General features: G+C 66.6%; 19 protein-coding genes and 1 pseudogene. 13 read left to right on the forward strand and 7 right to left on the reverse strand.

The window, feature by feature from the left end; genetic code table 11:
* Positions 1–100: 100 nt before the first annotated feature.
* The 3 genes from FOC67_RS15030 (at position 101) to FOC67_RS15040 (ending at position 1759) form a co-directional block, all read left to right on the forward strand.
* A complete protein-coding gene (locus tag FOC67_RS15030; RefSeq protein WP_009313897.1) occupies positions 101–844 on the forward strand; it encodes a hypothetical protein in 744 nt (247 codons plus the stop codon).
* The gene (locus tag FOC67_RS15035; RefSeq protein WP_009313896.1) at positions 841–1422 is read left to right on the forward strand and encodes a phosphonate degradation HD-domain oxygenase; all 582 of its coding nucleotides are present in this window, start codon (positions 841–843) and stop codon (positions 1420–1422) included. Before FOC67_RS15030 ends, FOC67_RS15035 begins: the two co-directional genes overlap by 4 nt.
* 73 nt (positions 1423–1495) lie before the next feature.
* A complete protein-coding gene (locus tag FOC67_RS15040; protein ID WP_009313895.1) occupies positions 1496–1759 on the forward strand; it encodes a DUF4404 family protein in 264 nt (87 codons plus the stop codon).
* Between the two features lie 66 nt (positions 1760–1825).
* Here FOC67_RS15040 and queF read toward each other — a convergent pair whose 3' ends face one another.
* The 3 genes and pseudogenes from queF to ptrA all read right to left on the reverse strand — a co-directional run bounded on the left by queF (position 1826) and on the right by ptrA (position 3756).
* Complete coding sequence (queF, locus tag FOC67_RS15045) at positions 1826–2656, reverse strand: NADPH-dependent 7-cyano-7-deazaguanine reductase QueF (RefSeq protein ID WP_003090879.1); 831 nt, start codon at positions 2654–2656, stop codon at positions 1826–1828.
* A 117-nt stretch (positions 2657–2773) separates the two neighbouring features.
* Positions 2774–3392: pseudogene (locus FOC67_RS15050) on the reverse strand (plastocyanin/azurin family copper-binding protein).
* Between the two features lie 172 nt (positions 3393–3564).
* On the reverse strand, positions 3565–3756 hold the full coding sequence (gene ptrA, locus FOC67_RS15055; RefSeq protein WP_003090881.1) for a T3SS anti-activator PtrA: 192 nt from the start codon (positions 3754–3756) through the stop codon (positions 3565–3567).
* A 125-nt stretch (positions 3757–3881) separates the two neighbouring features.
* Between ptrA and FOC67_RS15060 the strand changes: the two genes are divergently transcribed.
* Together FOC67_RS15060 and FOC67_RS15065 are read left to right on the forward strand one after the other, a co-directional pair.
* Positions 3882–4562: a heavy metal response regulator transcription factor gene (locus FOC67_RS15060; protein ID WP_003098784.1), complete on the forward strand. Its 681-nt coding sequence runs from the start codon at positions 3882–3884 to the stop codon at positions 4560–4562.
* The gene (locus FOC67_RS15065) at positions 4559–5890 is read left to right on the forward strand and encodes a sensor histidine kinase (protein ID WP_003138769.1); all 1332 of its coding nucleotides are present in this window, start codon (positions 4559–4561) and stop codon (positions 5888–5890) included. Before FOC67_RS15060 ends, FOC67_RS15065 begins: the two co-directional genes overlap by 4 nt.
* A 49-nt stretch (positions 5891–5939) precedes the next feature.
* Here the strand turns inward: FOC67_RS15065 and FOC67_RS15070 are convergent, their stop codons facing one another.
* The 4 genes from FOC67_RS15070 to FOC67_RS15085 form a co-directional block, all read right to left on the reverse strand.
* Complete coding sequence (locus tag FOC67_RS15070) at positions 5940–6719, reverse strand: ABC transporter permease (RefSeq protein ID WP_003090884.1); 780 nt, start codon at positions 6717–6719, stop codon at positions 5940–5942.
* On the reverse strand, positions 6716–7648 hold the full coding sequence (locus FOC67_RS15075; protein ID WP_003090885.1) for an ABC transporter ATP-binding protein: 933 nt from the start codon (positions 7646–7648) through the stop codon (positions 6716–6718). The genes FOC67_RS15070 and FOC67_RS15075 overlap by 4 nt, the downstream gene beginning before the upstream one ends.
* Positions 7649–7723: 75 nt before the next feature.
* Positions 7724–8344, reverse strand: a complete 621-nt coding sequence (locus FOC67_RS15080; protein WP_003090886.1) for a glutathione S-transferase family protein — start codon at positions 8342–8344, stop codon at positions 7724–7726.
* 114 nt (positions 8345–8458) lie between these two features.
* Positions 8459–9130, reverse strand: coding sequence for a transglutaminase family protein (locus FOC67_RS15085; RefSeq protein ID WP_003119884.1), 672 nt, complete (start codon positions 9128–9130; stop codon positions 8459–8461).
* A 152-nt stretch (positions 9131–9282) separates the two neighbouring features.
* Between FOC67_RS15085 and FOC67_RS15090 the strand changes: the two genes are divergently transcribed.
* The 8 genes from FOC67_RS15090 (at position 9283) to FOC67_RS15125 (ending at position 17523) form a co-directional block, all read left to right on the forward strand.
* Positions 9283–11730, forward strand: coding sequence for an acyl-CoA dehydrogenase (locus FOC67_RS15090; RefSeq protein ID WP_009313893.1), 2448 nt, complete (start codon positions 9283–9285; stop codon positions 11728–11730).
* A gap of 128 nt (positions 11731–11858) precedes the next feature.
* Positions 11859–12239 (forward strand): PA2816 family glutamine-rich protein, encoded by a 381-nt coding sequence (locus FOC67_RS15095; protein ID WP_003090889.1) that lies wholly within the window; start codon positions 11859–11861, stop codon positions 12237–12239.
* A gap of 58 nt (positions 12240–12297) precedes the next feature.
* Complete coding sequence (locus FOC67_RS15100) at positions 12298–12708, forward strand: PA2817 family protein (RefSeq protein WP_009313892.1); 411 nt, start codon at positions 12298–12300, stop codon at positions 12706–12708.
* Positions 12709–12972: 264 nt separating this feature from the next.
* Entirely contained in the window at positions 12973–13698 is a 726-nt protein-coding gene (locus FOC67_RS15105) for a Crp/Fnr family transcriptional regulator (protein WP_003108957.1), read from the forward strand.
* A 65-nt stretch (positions 13699–13763) separates the two neighbouring features.
* The gene (locus FOC67_RS15110) at positions 13764–14357 is read left to right on the forward strand and encodes an RNA polymerase sigma factor (RefSeq protein ID WP_003090892.1); all 594 of its coding nucleotides are present in this window, start codon (positions 13764–13766) and stop codon (positions 14355–14357) included.
* Positions 14358–14425: 68 nt separating this feature from the next.
* Complete coding sequence (locus FOC67_RS15115; protein WP_003090893.1) at positions 14426–14668, forward strand: RebB family R body protein; 243 nt, start codon at positions 14426–14428, stop codon at positions 14666–14668.
* Positions 14669–14698: 30 nt separating this feature from the next.
* On the forward strand, positions 14699–15331 hold the full coding sequence (locus tag FOC67_RS15120; RefSeq protein WP_003108962.1) for a hypothetical protein: 633 nt from the start codon (positions 14699–14701) through the stop codon (positions 15329–15331).
* Positions 15332–15381: 50 nt separating this feature from the next.
* Positions 15382–17523: a hypothetical protein gene (locus tag FOC67_RS15125; RefSeq protein WP_009313890.1), complete on the forward strand. Its 2142-nt coding sequence runs from the start codon at positions 15382–15384 to the stop codon at positions 17521–17523.

Genomic DNA, 17523 nt, shown 5'->3' on the forward strand with positions numbered 1-17523 from the left:
ACGGCAGCCCGTCGGCCTATCGCCACTGCCACGAAAACGTCACGGCGGCGTCACAAAACCCCTCTAGGCTGGCCTAGACCATTTGCCAGACGCCTTTCGCATGCCCAGCTCCGACCAACTCCCGCGCTTCACCGCCCTGCTCTTCGGACTCTCCGGCGGACTGGTGGATTTCGGCGCCCGGACCCTGTCCCTGGCGCTGCTGCGCAGCCATCCGCATAGCCCTGCCGAACACCTCCGCGACGCCAGTCTGCTGCCCTTCGCCGAGGCACAAAGCTTCCTGTTGCGGCGCAAGCCGAACAAGAGCGAGCGCCAGCGCCTGGAGCAGGCCCTCGACGAAGCCGCCGGGGAACAGGCCGAGGCCATCGCCGGTGCCGCGGCCCTGTTGGAGAGCCTGGACGAACAACGGATTCCCTACGCCTGGCAGGACGAGCTACCGGAATCGGTCTGCCAGCGCCTTGCCGCGCCGCTCGGCCGAGCGGATGCCCTGATCCCCCTCGCCGGCGCGCGCCCCTGGCCGGCCCCCGATGGCTGCTGGCAGGCCCTCGCCCGGCTGGGCATCGAGCGCCTCGACGGCTGCGTGCTGGTCAGCGCCCAACCGCGTCAACTCCAGGCCGGACTCAATGCCGGGCTATGGACCATCGGCCTGGCCGCCAGCGGGCCGTCGTGCGGCCTCTCGCCGGCCGACTGGGACGCTCTCGGACACACCGAGCGCGACCGCTTGCGCGCCGACGCCACCCTGGAACTGTACCGCCTGGGCGTGCATTCCGTGATCGATCACCTGGGCGAGTTGCAACCCTGCCTGCACGACCTCGCCGTCCGCCGCCTGAAAGGAGAAAAACCATGAGCCGCGCCCGTCACCGCTTTCTCGACGAACTGGCCGAACGCTTCGCCAGCCATGGCGCCGAGCCCTATGGCGAGGCAGTCAGCCAGGCCGAGCACGCGCTGCAGTGTGCGACCCTGGCCGAGCGCGCCGGCTGCTCGGACAGCCTTGTAGTCGCCGCCCTGCTGCACGATATCGGCCACCTCTACGAAGACCCGGCGCAGATCGACGAGGAGGACCTGCGCCACGAGGAATTCGGCGCACGCCTGCTACGCGAGCTGTTCCCCGAGTCGGTCTGGCAGCCGGTGCGCCTGCACGTATCGGCCAAGCGCTTCCTCTGCGCGGTGGACCCGAGCTACCACGCCAGCCTGTCGCCGGCCTCCCGGCACAGCCTGGTGCTGCAAGGCGGGCCGTTCGACGAGCGTGCCGCCGCGGCCTATATCAAGGCGCCCTATGCCCAGGACGGCCTGACCCTGCGCCGCCTCGACGACCTGGCCAAGGACCCGGCCATGCGCACCCCCGAACTGCCGCACTTCTTCCCGCTGCTGGAACGCCTGCTGCGGATTGATCCGGATCGCGCACATCTGCGCCCGACAGGTTAATCTGTTCGGCATGGACGGACCTTTCGGCGCCCGCCGGAGGTCCACCGAAGACTTGTACGTCGAGGGAAATACCATGCCGAAAGAGAGTCTGCTGCGCGAACTGTCCGCCCTGCGCGAGCAACTGGAGCAACAACCGCCGCTGAACGAAGAGCAGCGCGCCGAACTGGAACTCCTGATCAGGGACATCGAACTGAAACTGGCCAACGAGGATGCCCTCAACGAAGGCAGCCTGGTCGATGGGGTCAACCTCGCCGTCGAGCGCTTCGAGGTCAGCCACCCGACCCTCGCCGGCACGCTCCGCTCCATCGTGCAGAGCATGGCCAACATGGGTATCTGAACGACTTGCCGAAATGAAAAGCCCCGGCATGGCCGGGGCTTTTTCGTATCCGCGTGTTGCGAGGCGTTACTGGCGCACCAGGCGTCGGTTGTCCGGTGCGACCTCCGCCAGACTGCGGTAGGGATTGATATCCAGGCCGCCACGGCGTACGTAGCGCGCGTAGACGCTGAGCGCCTGCGGCTGCAGCAGGCGCTGCAGGTCGAGGAAGATGCGTTCGACGCACTGTTCGTGGAAGTCCTGGTGCTGGCGGAAGGAAACCAGGTAGGCCAGCAGGCTGGCCGGGTCCAGCGCCGGGCCCTGGTAGTCGACCACCAGGGTGCCCCAGTCGGGCTGGCCGGTGACCGGGCAGTTGGACTTGAGCAGGTGGCTGTAGAGCTGCTCCTCGACGATCCGCCCGGCGTCGCAGCGCAGCAGTTCCGGGCGCGGCTGCTCGTAGCCGTCGACGGCGATGTCCAGCTCGTCGATGCAGCGCCCCGGCAGACGCCCGATGCCCTCCTCGGCCACCTCGTCGAGGCTGCGCAGGCGCACGCCCACGGGCGCCCCGGCAGCGGACGAGAGATCTTTCTCCAACACCGTACGGAGCGCCTCGCGACTGTCGAAGGCGGACTGGTTGAGAGAATTGAGGTAGAGCTTGAACGACTTCGACTCGATGATGTTCGGCGAGTCCGCCGGGATCGAGAACTCGCCGATCGCCACCACCGGCTTGCCGGCCGGGGTCAGCCAGGACAGCTCGTAGCAGTTCCAGATATCCACGCCGCGATAAGGCAGGGTCTCGGCGCTCAGGCCAAGCTCGGCCCATTTCGCCGTGCGTGAAATGGGAAACAGCAGCGACGGCGTGTAGCTGGAGACGTATTCGCTGGTCTTGCCCAGCGGCGAATGTTCGGCGGGATGCTGCATGCGGGAAACCTGCTGGATGAATCGCGCAGGGCCCTTCCCCGCGCGCCGCGCCGCACTGGCGGGCGGCGGCAAGTGTATACGGATCGGCCGGCATCTTCACGCCGGCCGTCCACCGGCTCAGGGCTGCACGGTCAGTTGGCCGACCATTCCGGCCTGGTAGTGGCCGGGGATGTTGCAGGCGAACTCCAGCCGGGTGGCCTTGGCGAAGGTCCAGGTCAGCTCGGCGCTCTTGCCCGGCTCGACCAGTACGCTGTTGGGGTCGTCGTGCTTCATCATCCGGCCATGGTCCATGCCGGCCATGCCCTGGCCCATCTGGCTATGGTCCATCGACGCCATGCCGGTCGGGGTGAGCATCCCGGACTGCTGCATCTCCAGCATTTCCTTCTGGTGCTCGGCATGCATCGCCGCGTCGCCCAGGTTGAACTCGTGCAACAGCTTGCCTTCGTTCTTCAGCACGAAGCGGACCGTCTCGCCGGCCTTGACCTCGATCGCCCGCGGCTTGAAGTACATGTCGCCGAGCACCACCTCGATGCTGCGGCTGGCCTGCGCGGCCTGGGCCGGCTTGCCGAAGGCCTGGCCATGGGCCGGAGAAGCCTGGGCGCTGGCGCCGAAAAGCACGCCGAGGACGATCAGGGAAGCGGGAAGCAGGCGACGCGGAAACATACGGGGAATCTCCATCGGGGTTGATGTCGCCTATCCTGTGCCGCTGCGCCTGCCGGCTGGCTGTCGGGAGCATTACATCTTTGTCAGCTTGCCGCCGTTGCGGACCGCGAAGGCTAAGATCGCCCAGCGCCACCGACGGGCATAAAAAACCCGCCGACCGGAAACCAGGAAACCGGTGGCGGGTGAAGACGGGATCGGAGCCCTCCGTCATCCCGTGTGGAGCCGGGGGATGGAAGAACTGGCGATCAGCAGTTTTCCTTGTCCTTCTTCGTCGCTTCGGCCTGCTTCGCCAGTTTCTCCTGGTGCGCGGCACGAGCCTTGGCGGCCTGGGCCTGCATGCGCTCGAAGACGATGTCGCCGCCGCTGTCGGCCATGGCCGGAACGGTCGGGGCGAGGACCAACAGGAAAGCGAGGGTGGAGGCAGTGAAGGTACGCATGGGAAGTCTCCTCGAATGAGTTCCCCTGTAGTCTGCGCGGGGGCCACTGTCGCCCCCGTTACCCACTGATTACGATGCTGTCAGAAACAGGTCGGCATGGCCGGCAAATGTAACGAGGGATGAACATGAAACTGCTGATCGTCGAAGACGAACCGCGCATCGGCCAGTACCTGCGCCAAGGGCTCGCCGAGGCAGGCTTCGCCGTCGACCTGAGCGACGATGGCAACGAAGGCGAACAACTGGCCCTGGGCGGCGACTACGACCTGCTGATCCTCGACGTCATGCTGCCCGGCCGTGACGGCTGGCAGATCCTGCGCAGCGTGCGCGACGCCGGGATGACCGTACCGGTGCTGTTCCTGACCGCTCGCGATGCCGTCGAGGACCGCGTGCGCGGCCTCGAACAAGGCGCCGACGATTACCTGGTGAAGCCCTTCGCCTTCGTCGAACTGCTCGCCCGGGTGCGCACCCTGCTGCGCCGGGGCAGCCAGCAGTTGCAGGAAACCACCCTGCAACTGGCCGACCTCGAACTCGATTTGCTGCGCCGCCGGGTGCAACGCCAGGGCAAGCGGATCGACCTCACCGCCAAGGAGTTCGCCCTGCTCGAACTGCTGCTGCGGCGCAGCGGCGAGGTGCTGCCCAAGTCGCTGATCGCCTCGCAGGTCTGGGACATGAACTTCGACAGCGACACCAACGTCATCGAGGTGGCCATCCGCCGCCTGCGCGCCAAGGTCGACGACGACTACCCGCAGCGCCTGATCCATACCGTGCGCGGCATGGGCTACGTTCTCGAAGAGCGCGACGAATGAGCGCCGGGTTCGGCTCGCGGATGTCCCTCGGCGTCCGCCTGAGCCTGCTGTTCGCCGCCTGCACGGCGGCGGTCTCGCTGATCGCCGGGTTGATCTTCAGCAGGGCCATCGACGAGCATTTCGTCGAACTCGACCACCTGGCGATGTCCGCCAAGCTCGCGGTGTTTCGCGACGAACTGCGCGGCCTCGGCTCGGAACAGCAGATGCGCCGCCGCGAAGCGGAACTGCTGCGCGAACTGGCACGCCACCCCGACCTCGGCCTGCGCCTGAACGGCCCGGATGGCAACCTCTGGTTCGAGCGCCTGCCGCAGCCTGCGCATCCCGGCCTGCCCGCCAACCGCGAACTCGGCGCCCCGCTGGAGCCCGGCAACGACGCTTCGCCGCGACTCACCGTGATCCTCGACATCAGTCATCACCAGCACTTCCTGCAACGCATGCGCCAGTTGATCTGGCTGACCATGAGCCTGTCGGCGCTGGCCACCGCGCTGCTCGGCGCCTGGGCCACCGGCGCCAGCCTGGCGCCGCTGCGACGGATGCGCGAGGTCGCCGCGCGGGTTTCCGCCAACTCCCTCACCACCCGCCTCGACGCCAGCCGGATGCCAGAGGAGCTGCGCGGACTGGCCGGCGAGCTGAACGCCATGCTGGCGCGCCTGGAAGAAGCCTTCCAGCGCCTCTCGGCGTTCTCCGCCGACATCGCCCACGAGTTGCGCACCCCGCTCACCAGCCTGCTGACCCAGACCCAGGTGGTACTGTCCCGCCCGCGCTCGCTGGAGGACTATCGCGAGGCCCTGCACGGCAACCTCGAGGAGCTGGAGCGGCTCACCGCGATGGTCAACGACATGCTGTTGCTGGCCAAGGCCGACCACGGCCTGCTGGCGCCCAGCCGGCAGGCCCTGGACCTGGGCGCGGAAGTCGACTCGCTGCTGGAGTTCTACCAGCCGCTGGCGGAAGACCACGATATCCGCCTGCTGCGCGAAGGCAGCCTGAGCCTGCCGGGCGACCGCGGCATGCTGCGGCGGGTGCTGGCCAATCTACTGGACAATGCCCTGCGCTTCACCGCCGATGGCGGCGAGATCCGCATCCGTCTCGGCGACCGGCGCCTGAGCGTGGAGAACCAGGGTCCGGCGATTCCTCCCGAGCGCTTGCCGCGCCTGTTCGACCGGTTCTATCGTGCCGATCCGGCGCGCCGCGAAGGCCAGGGCGAACACGCCGGGCTCGGCCTGGCGATCTGCCGCTCCATCGTCCAGGCCCACGGCGGCGAGATCCGCTGCGAGTCTGCCGACGGCTGGACCCGTTTCGTCATCGATTTCGCTCGCCCGCGCCGATGAAACGCGAAGCCCCCATGACGGGGGCTTCTGTTTCATGCCTTCGAGCGTTTCATTGGCGCATGCCGCGCCCGCTCACCAGCAGCCTTACGCAGCCGAGATAGAGCACCGCGGTGGCCAGCAGCATGAAGCCGATGGCCACGCCGATGCGAATGTCGGAGACGCCGAGGATGCCGTAGCGGAAGGCGTTGACCATGTGCAGGATCGGGTTGGCCAGCGACACCGTCTGCCAGAACGGCGGCAGCAGGTTGATCGAGTAGAACACCCCGCCCAGGTAGGTCAGCGGCGTCAGCACGAAGGTCGGGATGATCGAGATGTCGTCGAAGTTGCGCGCGAACACCGCGTTGATGAAACCGCCCAGGGAGAAAATGGTCGCGGTAAGCACCACCACCAGCACCGTGATGCCCAGGTGGTGCACCTGCAGCTTGGTGAAGAACAGCGACAGCATGGTCACGATCACCCCCACCGCCAGGCCGCGCAGCACACCGCCGATGGTGTAGCCGAGGAGGATGGTGTGCGGCGATACCGGCGACACCAGCAGCTCCTCCACCGAGCGCTGGAACTTGCTGCCGAAGAAGCTCGACACCACGTTGCCGTAGGCGTTGGTGATCACCGACATCATGATCAGGCCGGGCACGATGTATTCCATGTAGGTGAAGCCGCCCATATCGCCGATCTGGCGGCCGATCAAATTGCCGAAGATCACGAAGTACAGGACCATGGTGATCGCCGGCGGCAGCAGGGTCTGCGGCCAGATCCGGGTGAAGCGGCGCACCTCGCGGTAGACGATGGTGTTCAGGGCGACCAGGTTGGCGCTCAGCTCGCTGCTCATCGGGCGATCCTCGTCAGGTTCTTCTCCACCAGCGACACGAACAGCTCCTCCAGGCGATTGGTCTTGTTGCGCAGGCTCAGTACCTCGATGCCTTGTGCGCCCAACTGGGCGAACAGATCGTTGATGCCCTGGCTTTTCTCCACCTGCACTTCGAGGGTGTGATCGTCCACCAGCCGCGTCGGGTAGCCGTCGAGAGTCGGCGGCAGGGCCTGGACGTTCTTCAGGTCGAGCAGGAAGGTTTCCGAATGCAGGGTCATCAGCAGGTCGCGCATGCTGGTGTTCTGCACGATCTCGCCGTGGTCGATGATGGCGATGTTGCGGCAGAGCTGCTCCGCCTCTTCCAGGTAGTGGGTGGTGAGGATGATGCTGATGCCTTCCTGGTTGAGTTCTGTGAGGAAGCTCCACATCGAACGACGCAGCTCGATGTCGACCCCGGCGGTGGGCTCGTCGAGGATCAGCAGGCGCGGCTGGTGGACCAGTGCGCGGGCGATCATCAGGCGCCGCTTCATGCCGCCGGAGAGCATCCGCGAGGCTTCGTTGCGCTTGTCCCACAGGCCCAGTTGGGTCAGGTAGCGCTCGGCGCGCTCCTTGGCGATCTTCGCCGGGATGCCGTAGTAGCCGGCCTGGGTCACGACGATGTCGAAGACCTTCTCGAACTGGTTGAAGTTGAACTCCTGCGGCACCACGCCAAGGCAACGCTTGAGGCCGGCCGGGTCCTTGTCGAGGTCGTGGCCGAACACCGAGACCGAACCGCTGGTCTTGTTCACCAGGGTCGAGAGAATCCCGATGGTGGTGGACTTGCCCGCGCCGTTGGGGCCGAGCAAGGCGAAGAAATCACCTTCGGCGACGTCCAGGTCGATGCCCTTGAGGGCCTGGAAACCGTTGCCGTAGGTTTTCGTCAATTGACGGATGGACAGGGCGGAACTCATTAGGCTTCCCGTGTCGGAAGGTGAAGAGGAAGAGCTAGATAAGGCTACGGGTAACAAAATGCAACAGTAGCCGGCTCAGGTCAGTTCGGTCATTACCGCGGTGCGGAACGCCGGGCGCTCGCGCAAGCGCAGGTACCAGGCATCGAGGTGGGGCAGCGGCGGGCGCTCGATGGGCATCTCGAACCAGGCGTAGATGAAACAGCCCAGGGGAATGTCACCCATGCCGAAGCGTTCGCCGGACAGCCAGGGTTGGCCGGCCAGGGTCTGGTCCGGCACCCGCAGCAACTCGCCGCAGGTCTGCAACGCCTTTGCGATCAGGGCCTCGTCGCGTTGCTCCGGCGGCGTACGCAGCGTTCCCCAGAACAGGTCGCGGAACGGCCCGGCGAGAGTCGAGGTGGTCCAGTCCATCCACTTGTCGGCGTCGGCGCGGCGCACCGGGTCCTGCGGATAGAGGTCGCCCGGCGCATAGCGGGCGGCCAGGTAGCGGACGATGGCGTTGGACTCCCAGAGGACGAAGCCGTCGTCCTCGATCACCGGCACCCGACCGTTCGGGTTCATCGCGCGGAACGCCGGCTCATCCACCAGGCCGAACGCCCCGCCGGCATCCACCGTCCGGTACTCCAGGCCAGCCTCCTCGGCGCACCACAGCGCCTTGCGCACATTGCTCGAGTTCTTCCGGCCCCAGATGGTCAACATACTCTGCGTTCCCTCTTCGGTTGATGCGGCGGATGGGTCGCCGGAGCGCCCGGACGACATGCCGCACCCTACCGAGGATGGACCGAAGAAGGAAGACGCGCCGGCTGATGGTGACTATCGACGCCCTTCATCTTGTCCGGCCTCGGCCTGGAAATCGCCGCCCAGGGCCAGCGGGCGGCCGGAGAACAGGTGCGGATAGTGCTGCTGCAGGTGAGAGAAGAACAGTTCCTCCGGCAGGTCGGCGAACTGGCCGTGATCGGCCAGGTATTCCATGTAGCGCTCGCCCTGGCGGTTGAACGGATGGAAGACGCTGTCGGCGACGCCGTCGAACTCCAGCGGAGCGACGTCGAAGGCGCGGCACAAGGCACGGTTGAACGCCGGGGTGGCCTTCACCCAGCGGCCCTCGAGGTACAGCTCGGTATAGCCGTGCATGGCGAACACCTCGCTGCGCAGCGCTTCCAGCAGGCGCGGCGTGGCCAGGTGGTTGCGCACGTCGGCCAGGCCGATCCGCGCCGGAATCCGGCAATGCCGGGCGCAGGCGGCGAGCAGGATGGCCTTGGGCACGCAATAGGACTCGCCCTGCTGCAGCGCGTGGCTGGCCTTCAGGGTCTGCGGATCGCGGCTGAACACGTAGGGGTTGTAGCGCACCCCGTCGCGTACCGCGTAGTACAGCGCGACCGCCTGGTCACGCGGTTTCGCCGAATTCCCCCGGGATTTTTCCGCGAACTCCACCACCACGGGGTGGTCACTATCCACGAAGCGGCCGGATTGTAGGTAGGACTGCATGGCGGGCTCCCGGCGGGCAATTTGTCCCAGTCTAAACGGGAAGTTTTCGCCTATAACGTGACAAACCGGCCAAGCTGACCGGCCCTGCCGCCAAACGGCGGCAAACGGGCTAAGCTCGAGACGCCGCCTGGCGTCTTCATGGAGGATTCCGCATGTTGTTGCTCTGGTTAGTCGTACTGGTACTCGGTGTCGCTTACCTCGCCCATCGGCGTACCCCACCCGCTCCCGCGCTCGGCATCAGCGCCGCCTACCTGATCCTGATGGGCGTGTTCAGCCACGCGCCCGGCTGGCTGCTGCTGGTCTTCTGGCTTCTCTGGCTGGCGGTGGCGCTTCCCCTCGCCCTGCCCGACCTGCGCCGGCGCGTGCTCAGCGGTCCGCTGTTCGCCTGGTTCCAGAAAGTCCTGCCGCCGATGTCCGACACCGAGCGCGAGGCCATCGAGGCGGGCACCGTGTGGTGGGATGGCGAATTGTTCAGCGGCCGCCCGGACTGGCAGAAACTGCTCGACTACCCCAAGGCGCAACTCACCGAAGAAGAGCAGGCCTTCGTCGACGGCCCGACCGAAGAACTCTGCGCCATGGTCAGCGACTGGGACATCGGCCAGCGCATGGACCTGCCGGAAGAAGCCTGGGCCTTCATCAAGCAGCACGGCTTCTTCGGCCTGATCATTCCCAAGGAGTACGGCGGCAAGGGCTTCTCCGCCTTCGCCCACTCGCAGGTGGTGATGAAGCTCGCCACCCGCAGCGGCGACCTGGCCTCGACGGTGATGGTGCCGAACTCCCTCGGCCCGGCCGAGCTGCTGCTCCACTACGGCACCGACGAGCAGCGCCAGCGCTACCTGCCGAGCCTGGCCAAGGGCGACGACATCCCCTGCTTCGCCCTCACCGGCCCCTACGCGGGCTCCGATGCCGGCGGCATGACCGACGTCGGCATCGTCTGCAAGGGCGAATGGGAAGGTCGCGAGGTGCTCGGCCTGCGCCTGACCTGGGAAAAGCGCTACATCACCCTCAGCCCGGTGGCCACCCTCCTCGGCCTGGCCTTCAAGTGCCACGATCCGGACCATTTGCTGGGCGACGAGGAGGACCTGGGCATCACCCTGGCGCTGATCCCCACCGACACCCCCGGGGTCGAGATCGGCCGCCGCCACGTGCCGCTGGGCGCCGCCTTCATGAACGGTCCGAACTCCGGCAAGGACGTGTTCGTGCCGCTGGAGTACATCATCGGCGGGCAGGAAATGATCGGCAAAGGCTGGATGATGCTGATGAACTGCCTGTCGGTCGGACGCTCCATCTCGCTGCCGGCGGTGGGCACCAGCGCCGGCAAAGCCAGCAGCTACGTCAGCGGTCGCTACGCCCAGGTCCGCGAGCAGTTCAACGTACCGATCGCCGCCTTCGAAGGCATCCAGGAGGCGCTCGCCCGCATCGGCGGCAACGCCTGGCTGATGGACAGCGCGCGAATCCTCACCGCCAACGCGGTGGACCTCGGCGAGAAGCCCTCGGTGCTTTCGGCGATCCTCAAGTACCACCTCACCGAGCGCGGCCGCGAGTGCATCGCCCATGCCATGGACATCCATGGCGGCAAGGGCATCATCATGGGCCCGAACAACTACCTGGGTCGTTCCTGGCAGGGCGCGCCGATCTTCATCACGGTGGAAGGCGCGAACATCCTCTCGCGCAACCTGATGATCTTCGGCCAGGGCGCGATCCGTTGCCATCCGTACGTACTCAAGGAAATGGAACTGGCCCAGCGCGAAGACAAGGACCAGGCCGCCCGCGAGTTCGACGCGCTGCTGGTGAAGCACATCGGCTTCGCCGTCGGCAACGCCGCCAGCAGCTTCCTCCTCAGTCTCAGCTGCGGCCACCTCGGCAACGCGCCCGGCGACCGCATCAGCCGTCCCTACTTCCGCGCGCTGAACCGCCTGGCGGCGTCCTTCGCCCTGCTCGCCGACTTCAGCATGATGCTGCTGGGCGGCGAACTGAAGCGCAAGGAACGCCTCTCCGCGCGTCTCGGCGATGTCCTCAGCTATCTCTACCTGGGCTCGGCGGCGCTCAAGCGCTACCACGACCTGGGCAACCCGGACTACCTGCATCCGCTGCTGCGCTGGACCATGGAGGAAAACCTCGGCAAGGCCGAGGCGGCGCTGGAGGACCTGCTGAACAACTTCCCCAGCCGCTTCTTCGGCTGCGCGCTGAAGGTCCTGGTACTGCCGTTCGGCCGCCGGCACAAAGGGCCGAGCGACGAACTGGACGCCGAGATCGCGGAAATCCTCGGCCGTCCGGACGACGACCCGGCGTTGCAGGCGATCCTCGCTGGCGCGTTCCTGCCGAAGGACCCGCAGGACCCGGTCGGTGCCCTCGCCCACGCCTTCGACGCGGTACGCGAAAGCGCCGCGCTGGAGAAAACCCTGCACAAGGCGATCAAGGAAGGCAGGGTCCAGCCGCAAGCGGGGCAGAACCCGATCGATGCCGGCGCCGCCGCCGGCGTGCTGAGCGCCGAGCAGGCGCAAGCCCTGCACCAGGCCGAAGCGGCACGGCGCAAGGTGATCGACGTCGACGACTTCGCCAAGGAGGAACTGCAACTGGCCGACGGCAGGATCCGCTGACACTCCGCGGCAAAGCGACGGTCGCAACCGACAAAGGCGCCTTCCGGCGCCTTTGTCGTCTTCACCCACCCAAACCCGGGCGATTGGCTAGAATCGACGGGCACATCCCTGACGTACGGGAGGCCATCATGCTCAAGCTATTTGCCACCGGCCTGGCAGCCTCGTTTCTCCTCCTGCCCCCGGCGCAGGCCGCACCGCCTGCGCCCTATGGCGTGCAGCCGCACCAGCAGGCGGTGCAGCGCGCCGGCGAACAGCGCCAACGCCAGCTCCAGGAACAGCGCCAGCGCTTCGACGAACAACGCCTGCAATTGCAGCAGGATCAACTGCAACGCCAGCAGCAGAACCTGCAGCGGCAACGGCAGCAGCGACAGATGCAGGACAACCTGATCCGCCAGCAGCAACTGGACCAGCAGCGCTGGCGCCTGGAGCAGGACCAGCGGCGCCTCGACAGCGAACGCCGGCAACTGGAAAACCGCCGGCGCCAGAGCCAGTCCCCGGCGATCCGCTGAAACTGGCCGGCGCCGCGAAACCCTTTATACTGCCCAGCTTTTTTCCAGAGGACCCGTCATGGCCAACTCCTACCTCGAGCACCACCTCGCCCTGCTCCAGCACCTGCGCAACATCCTCGGCGCCCTGGGCGAGGCCGAGCAGGTGCCGGAAGAAAACCACGGGCTGTTCCTCGAGCGTTTCGACGAACTGATGGACGAACTGCCGCGCGACCCGGAAGGCGCCCAATACCTCGGCCAGGACCTGATTTCCCAGGTCTTCCACCGCTATCCGCAGATCGCCCACCTGGTACCTCGCGACCTGCTGTGGTTCTTCGGCGGCGATTGCCTGCACTTCATGCCGGACGAAGAGATCGACCTGTTCCAGCGCCTCGACGAGCGCCGCTACGAAGCCGAAAAGCGCGGCGAAACGTTCGACTGGAACCGCGAAAAGCAGTTGCTCGCGCTGCCCGAGGACAGCCCGCGGCACTGAGCCCGCCACGGCCACCGGCCGTCCCGCCCCGACCGCCATCCGTGCGCTCGGGGCCGCCTCCCGCCAGCCCAAACCTCGCTACCCTTTCCGAATAAAAAACGGACCGCCCGCCCGATTGCCGGAGCGCGCCGAGTCCGTACCTAGCAGTTCTGCCGGGTAGCCGGAGCTTCACACCCCTTCGCCGCACACGTCCCCACTGATTGCTCTGCAGCGAGCATGTCGTACCTCGCCGGAGCTGCCGATCAATCTGGCGAAGGCGCAGGCATGCACTCGAACGAGTCAACGGAAGACCGCTGTTCACGCCACTACACCCTGCTGCAACGGTGCCCGCTGCTGCACGGGCTGCCCGATCTGCTGCGGCACGTGGCGACCCATGCGTCGGAGCGCCGGTTGCGCGACAAGGACGTCCTGTTCCTCAAGCACGACCCTGAAGACTTCATCGGCCTGGTCCTCGGCGGACACCTCTATACCGTGCTCTACGGGCCGGACGGGCGGGAACTGATCGTCAATGACATCCGTCCTGGCGAAGTGATCGGGGAAACCGCGCTGATCCAGCCGAACCGCCGCGAGACCTCCGCCTACGCCTCCGGCGCGGCGTCGGTGCTGATCCTCCACCGACGTCACTTCGCCCCGTTGATCGCCGACACGGAATTCCTCAACCGCGCGCTGGCCCTCCTCTGTTCGCGCCTGCGCGAAGCCTCCGGTTTCGTCGAGAGGGTCTGCCTGCATCGCCTGGAGTCGCGCCTGGCGCGCCATCTCCTGGCCAGCCTGGCGAGCGAACAGCCCGAGGGAGCCTGCGCGACGCTACCGACCAACCAGAGCATCCTAGCAGCGATGCTCAACGCCAGCCGGCCGAAGCTCAACGCGCAACTGCAAATATGGAAACGCGAAGGGCTGATCAGCTGCCGCAACGACCGGATCCTGATCAACGACCTCGGTCGCCTGCGACGCAAGGCCGAACTGCCGGCCGCGCCCCTGTCACCCAGGTAACAGCCTCGCCCACCGCCCGCCTCACAGACTGCTCGCCGACACGAGCAACCAGGGAGGTAGCGGTTATGGATCGTCCGAATCAGCCAGGCGGCAACGAAACCGGTTCCGATCGCCTGTTCGAGGAAAGCTGGCGTGCCGCGCAGGCTGGCCTGCGCAAACGCGCACAACGCCTTGCGCGCGGCAACAGCCATCGGGCCGAAGAATGGCTGTCGAGCACCGCGGTCAAGGCGCTGCTGTTCCTGCGCCAGTCACCGGAGCGGGTACGCGACCCCCAGGGCTTCCTGTTCCTGGTCCTGGAACACGTCTACCTGGACAGCGCGCGCCACCAGATCCGCGAGGACCGCCTCATCGACCGCGGCATCGACCTGCACGATGGCCAGTTGGAGCGCTTCGCCGCCGTCGGCTCGCCGCTGGAACGCCTGGAGCAGCTGGAACGTCTCGACCAGGTGGACAAGGCCCTGGCCTCGCTGTCGCGCCAACAGCAGCAGCTCTTCGAGCTGCGCTTCATCGAAGAACTGCCCTATGCCGACATCGCCAGCCAGCTCGGCATCGCCCCGCCGCTGGTGCGCAAGCGCGTGCAGTTGCTGCGCTCGCGGCTGAGCGCCGACTTTTTCGCCGGCGACGTTTCACAAGACAGACGCAGCCGCGTTCATTCCTGACAAGCGAGTCGAGGCCCGTGCGACCGGCCCCCTGCCCGACGAGCACCTGCCCATTCAAGGAGAGTCCCATGGCTGACCCCACGGCTGTGAATGCCCAGATCACCGATGCCGTCACCCAGACCAACGTCAAGGTGGTCGCCGAAGCCCCGGCCCAGGCCATCGCCGCGCTCTACCAGATCGCCAGCCATTCCGCGGGCCTGTCCCTGCAGAACGCAGTCTACAGCCAGCAGGCCCTGAACCAGATCTCCACCGCGGTGGTTTCCAAGGCGGTGTCGATGATCATGGCGATAGAAGACAAGAAAGGTATCTGACCCGCCCCTTGATCCCAGGAGTGCCCAGACATGTTCGGCTTCGGCAAGAAATCCGCGCCCGCGCCCGCGCCATCCGGCGACAGCGAGCAAGCCGCCGCCCCCGGCGAGGCCGGCCGGCAGACGCCAGCCAGCGGCGGCAGGGCGTCCGCCAACGGCGACGTGAAGCTGCCGTCGCGCCCTTCGCCGCTGGCCGGCATGAGCGAGCGCCTGCTCAAGCAGACCGAGGCGCCGCCGCCGGACACCAGCGCCCTGAACAGTCAAGTCGTGCAGGCGGTGCAGATGAGCAACAGCGAAACCGCCGGCTATGCGCCGTCGCAGATCGCCATCGCGCCGAACATGATGATCAGCCAGGCCTCCGGACTGGTGGCGCAATCCGCCGCCAGCTACTTCGACGGAGTCAGCAAGATCGCCCTGGCCAGCCAGGCGATCCTGCTCCGGCAGATGACCCAGAACATCGCCGAAAACAAGCTGGCCCAGGCTGCCGAGGACGCGCTCGGCGCCCTCGCCACCGACCTGCTGATGGGCGCCGCCGCCGCGGTAGCCGCGGCGGCCGGGGCGATCGAGGCGGAATCGGCCAGCTTCGCCATCGACAAGATCGACCAGAGCATCGCCAAGTACAGCGAGACCCTCGCCAGTCGCGGCGGCAAGGACACCCAATCGTAGCCACCACCGGCGGGGCCGGCGGCGTCCGGCCCTGGCACAGGAGAGCCGTCATGGCCTATTTCAAGCTGGAAGAACCGGTCAGGTTCCATCGCTATCCCTTCGACTTCCATAGTCACTTCGCCGGCATCCTGCCGGTGGAAAGCAACAGCCGCTGGACGCGCGACCGCCGGGTCTTCCGCGTCGGCGAGCGGCAGGTGAGCCTGGAGAAAGGCCAGGAGCTTTCCCTGATCGGGCTGCTGATGAGTGCCCGCGGCGTCGCCCCGGACGTCGACGGCAAGGCACTGGAGGAGGCTCGCCAGGCCGCGCACTATGAGCTGTTCGAACTGGCTCTGCAGCGGATGGTCAGGCGCAATCCGTTCGCCGCGACCGACCGTCAGGGCTACCTGCGCGGCGAATGCGCGGCGGAGAACATCTATCTCGCCTGCCTCATCCTGGCGCAGCGCTTTGGCCGGACCTCGCCGCCAGCGGCCATCGACCAACCGGCGATCTACCTCGGCACCCTGGAACTGCTCGGTGCGAGCGCGGTTCGCGACAGCGAGACGGACCAGTTCGTCCGCTACTTCAACCGCAAGATATGGAGCGGCAACAAGTACACGCCGTTCGACGACGCCTACTGGGCCCGCGGCGCCATCCGCGATCGCCATCCGGGCGAATTCGCCTGCCTGACGCTGGGGTTCCTCCTCCACGAAGGAATCAGCCATACCCAGACGGCGACGGGGGAAGACGAGGTGGCCGTCCTCGATTCCCTGTTCGAACAATTCAACGCCTCCGAGAAGACCGCCTACCGCCTGCTCGCCCACACCGCGCATGGCTATGCCAGCGAAGCCGCCTTCGATGCCGAGCTGCACAGGATCCTCCGTCATTTCGAAATACAGCAGGGGCAGCCACCGCAGGCCCGGCTGGTCGGCATCGACCTGCTCGGCATGGAGACCGCTACCGGCCTGTACCGACAGTTCTTCGACTTCCTCCTCGGACAGGCCGCGGTGTTTCGCCGCTACCTGGACGGCAAGCCGGAAACCCGCAAGGTGGTCCTGCACATCCATTGTGGAGAGGGGACCGGGGTGTCCGACGACAACCGGTCGCTGTGCGGTTACTTCCTGCGCAACGCCAACGCGCTGGACGATTTCTACACAGCGCTCTCCGCCTATGCCTGGAAGTGCTATGGCAACACCATCCGCCAGGGCAAGGCGCGGCTACGCGAACGGGAGAACCTGCAGGACCGTGACAAGGCGCCCAGCGCCCTCGCCGGCCTTTTCGACGAACTGTTTTTCGGCAACAGCCTGACCGCCTCCGGCCTGCGGCTACGCCGCTTCGACATCACCAGCGGGACTACCCAGGCCCTGGTCGCCTACTACGCCCGCACCAACGTCGTGAACCTCTGCCAGGCGCTGGCCAGCCGCGACGCCGACGGCAACAGCTACTACCGCCGCCTGCTGGAGAGCGATCTGTTCAGCCTGCGCATCGGCCATGCCTACTACTACCGCAACTATCTGGCCAGCAAGTTCCCCGAGCTGTGCTTCGACACCAACCTGGGAAGCAATTTCATTACCGGCGCCTCCGGCCTCTTCGACTCGCTGCAGGAATACCGCCTGAACCGTGGCCTGCGCCATCTCGACGGATACGTCGGCACCGACCAGCTCAAGGAACTCAGTCTGGCCATCGCCTACCAGGGCGAACAGCGCCTGGACCCACAACAGATGCAGTACGTCCATGCCCTGGCGGAAAGCCAGAGCGGCTTCGACGAACTGGGCGAACACCTCCCGGGTACACCCGGCTGGGCGAAACCCGCGCTGGAACAGTTCTTCGTAAGTCAGTGCGCGCTCTACCGCTCCGAGGAGGATCACTACTTCCAGTTCGAAGCCTACCGGCGCCTCTTCGCCCAGGTCCTCAACTGGCGCTCCTATCTGCTGGGCGCCGACGGCCAGGGTGTCGAGCACTCCAACGTACAGGACGAAGCGATCCGCATGGCGCTCCTGCTCAACTATGCCGCCGCGGACCGCCACGGCCGGGTACCGGTCGCTTCGCTGGAGAATGCCCAACGCCTGCTGGTGCAACTGGGCAGCGCCTACTGGGAGGAAACCATCGGCGCCTTCGACCTGGCCGGCGCGCCCCATCGGGACCGAGAGCTGCAGCGCTTCGAAGGGTTCGCCGCCCCCGCCTCGGTCGTGCGCATCTCCACCCGCAGCAGTTGA

Origin of the sequence: Pseudomonas sp. FDAARGOS_761, from assembly GCF_013343155.1 — a bacterium.
Lineage (GTDB): Bacteria > Pseudomonadota > Gammaproteobacteria > Pseudomonadales > Pseudomonadaceae > Pseudomonas > Pseudomonas aeruginosa.

Coding starts and splice junctions, on each gene's coding strand:
- FOC67_RS15030 (WP_009313897.1), top strand. CDS start 101: ATGCCCAGCTCCGACCAACTCCCGCGCTTCACCGCCCTGCTCTTCGGA.
- FOC67_RS15035 (WP_009313896.1), top strand. CDS start 841: ATGAGCCGCGCCCGTCACCGCTTTCTCGACGAACTGGCCGAACGCTTC.
- FOC67_RS15040 (WP_009313895.1), top strand. CDS start 1,496: ATGCCGAAAGAGAGTCTGCTGCGCGAACTGTCCGCCCTGCGCGAGCAA.
- queF (WP_003090879.1), bottom strand. CDS start 2,656: ATGCAGCATCCCGCCGAACATTCGCCGCTGGGCAAGACCAGCGAATAC.
- ptrA (WP_003090881.1), bottom strand. CDS start 3,756: ATGCGTACCTTCACTGCCTCCACCCTCGCTTTCCTGTTGGTCCTCGCC.
- FOC67_RS15060 (WP_003098784.1), top strand. CDS start 3,882: ATGAAACTGCTGATCGTCGAAGACGAACCGCGCATCGGCCAGTACCTG.
- FOC67_RS15065 (WP_003138769.1), top strand. CDS start 4,559: ATGAGCGCCGGGTTCGGCTCGCGGATGTCCCTCGGCGTCCGCCTGAGC.
- FOC67_RS15070 (WP_003090884.1), bottom strand. CDS start 6,719: ATGAGCAGCGAGCTGAGCGCCAACCTGGTCGCCCTGAACACCATCGTC.
- FOC67_RS15075 (WP_003090885.1), bottom strand. CDS start 7,648: ATGAGTTCCGCCCTGTCCATCCGTCAATTGACGAAAACCTACGGCAAC.
- FOC67_RS15080 (WP_003090886.1), bottom strand. CDS start 8,344: ATGTTGACCATCTGGGGCCGGAAGAACTCGAGCAATGTGCGCAAGGCG.
- FOC67_RS15085 (WP_003119884.1), bottom strand. CDS start 9,130: ATGCAGTCCTACCTACAATCCGGCCGCTTCGTGGATAGTGACCACCCC.
- FOC67_RS15090 (WP_009313893.1), top strand. CDS start 9,283: ATGTTGTTGCTCTGGTTAGTCGTACTGGTACTCGGTGTCGCTTACCTC.
- FOC67_RS15095 (WP_003090889.1), top strand. CDS start 11,859: ATGCTCAAGCTATTTGCCACCGGCCTGGCAGCCTCGTTTCTCCTCCTG.
- FOC67_RS15100 (WP_009313892.1), top strand. CDS start 12,298: ATGGCCAACTCCTACCTCGAGCACCACCTCGCCCTGCTCCAGCACCTG.
- FOC67_RS15105 (WP_003108957.1), top strand. CDS start 12,973: ATGCACTCGAACGAGTCAACGGAAGACCGCTGTTCACGCCACTACACC.
- FOC67_RS15110 (WP_003090892.1), top strand. CDS start 13,764: ATGGATCGTCCGAATCAGCCAGGCGGCAACGAAACCGGTTCCGATCGC.
- FOC67_RS15115 (WP_003090893.1), top strand. CDS start 14,426: ATGGCTGACCCCACGGCTGTGAATGCCCAGATCACCGATGCCGTCACC.
- FOC67_RS15120 (WP_003108962.1), top strand. CDS start 14,699: ATGTTCGGCTTCGGCAAGAAATCCGCGCCCGCGCCCGCGCCATCCGGC.
- FOC67_RS15125 (WP_009313890.1), top strand. CDS start 15,382: ATGGCCTATTTCAAGCTGGAAGAACCGGTCAGGTTCCATCGCTATCCC.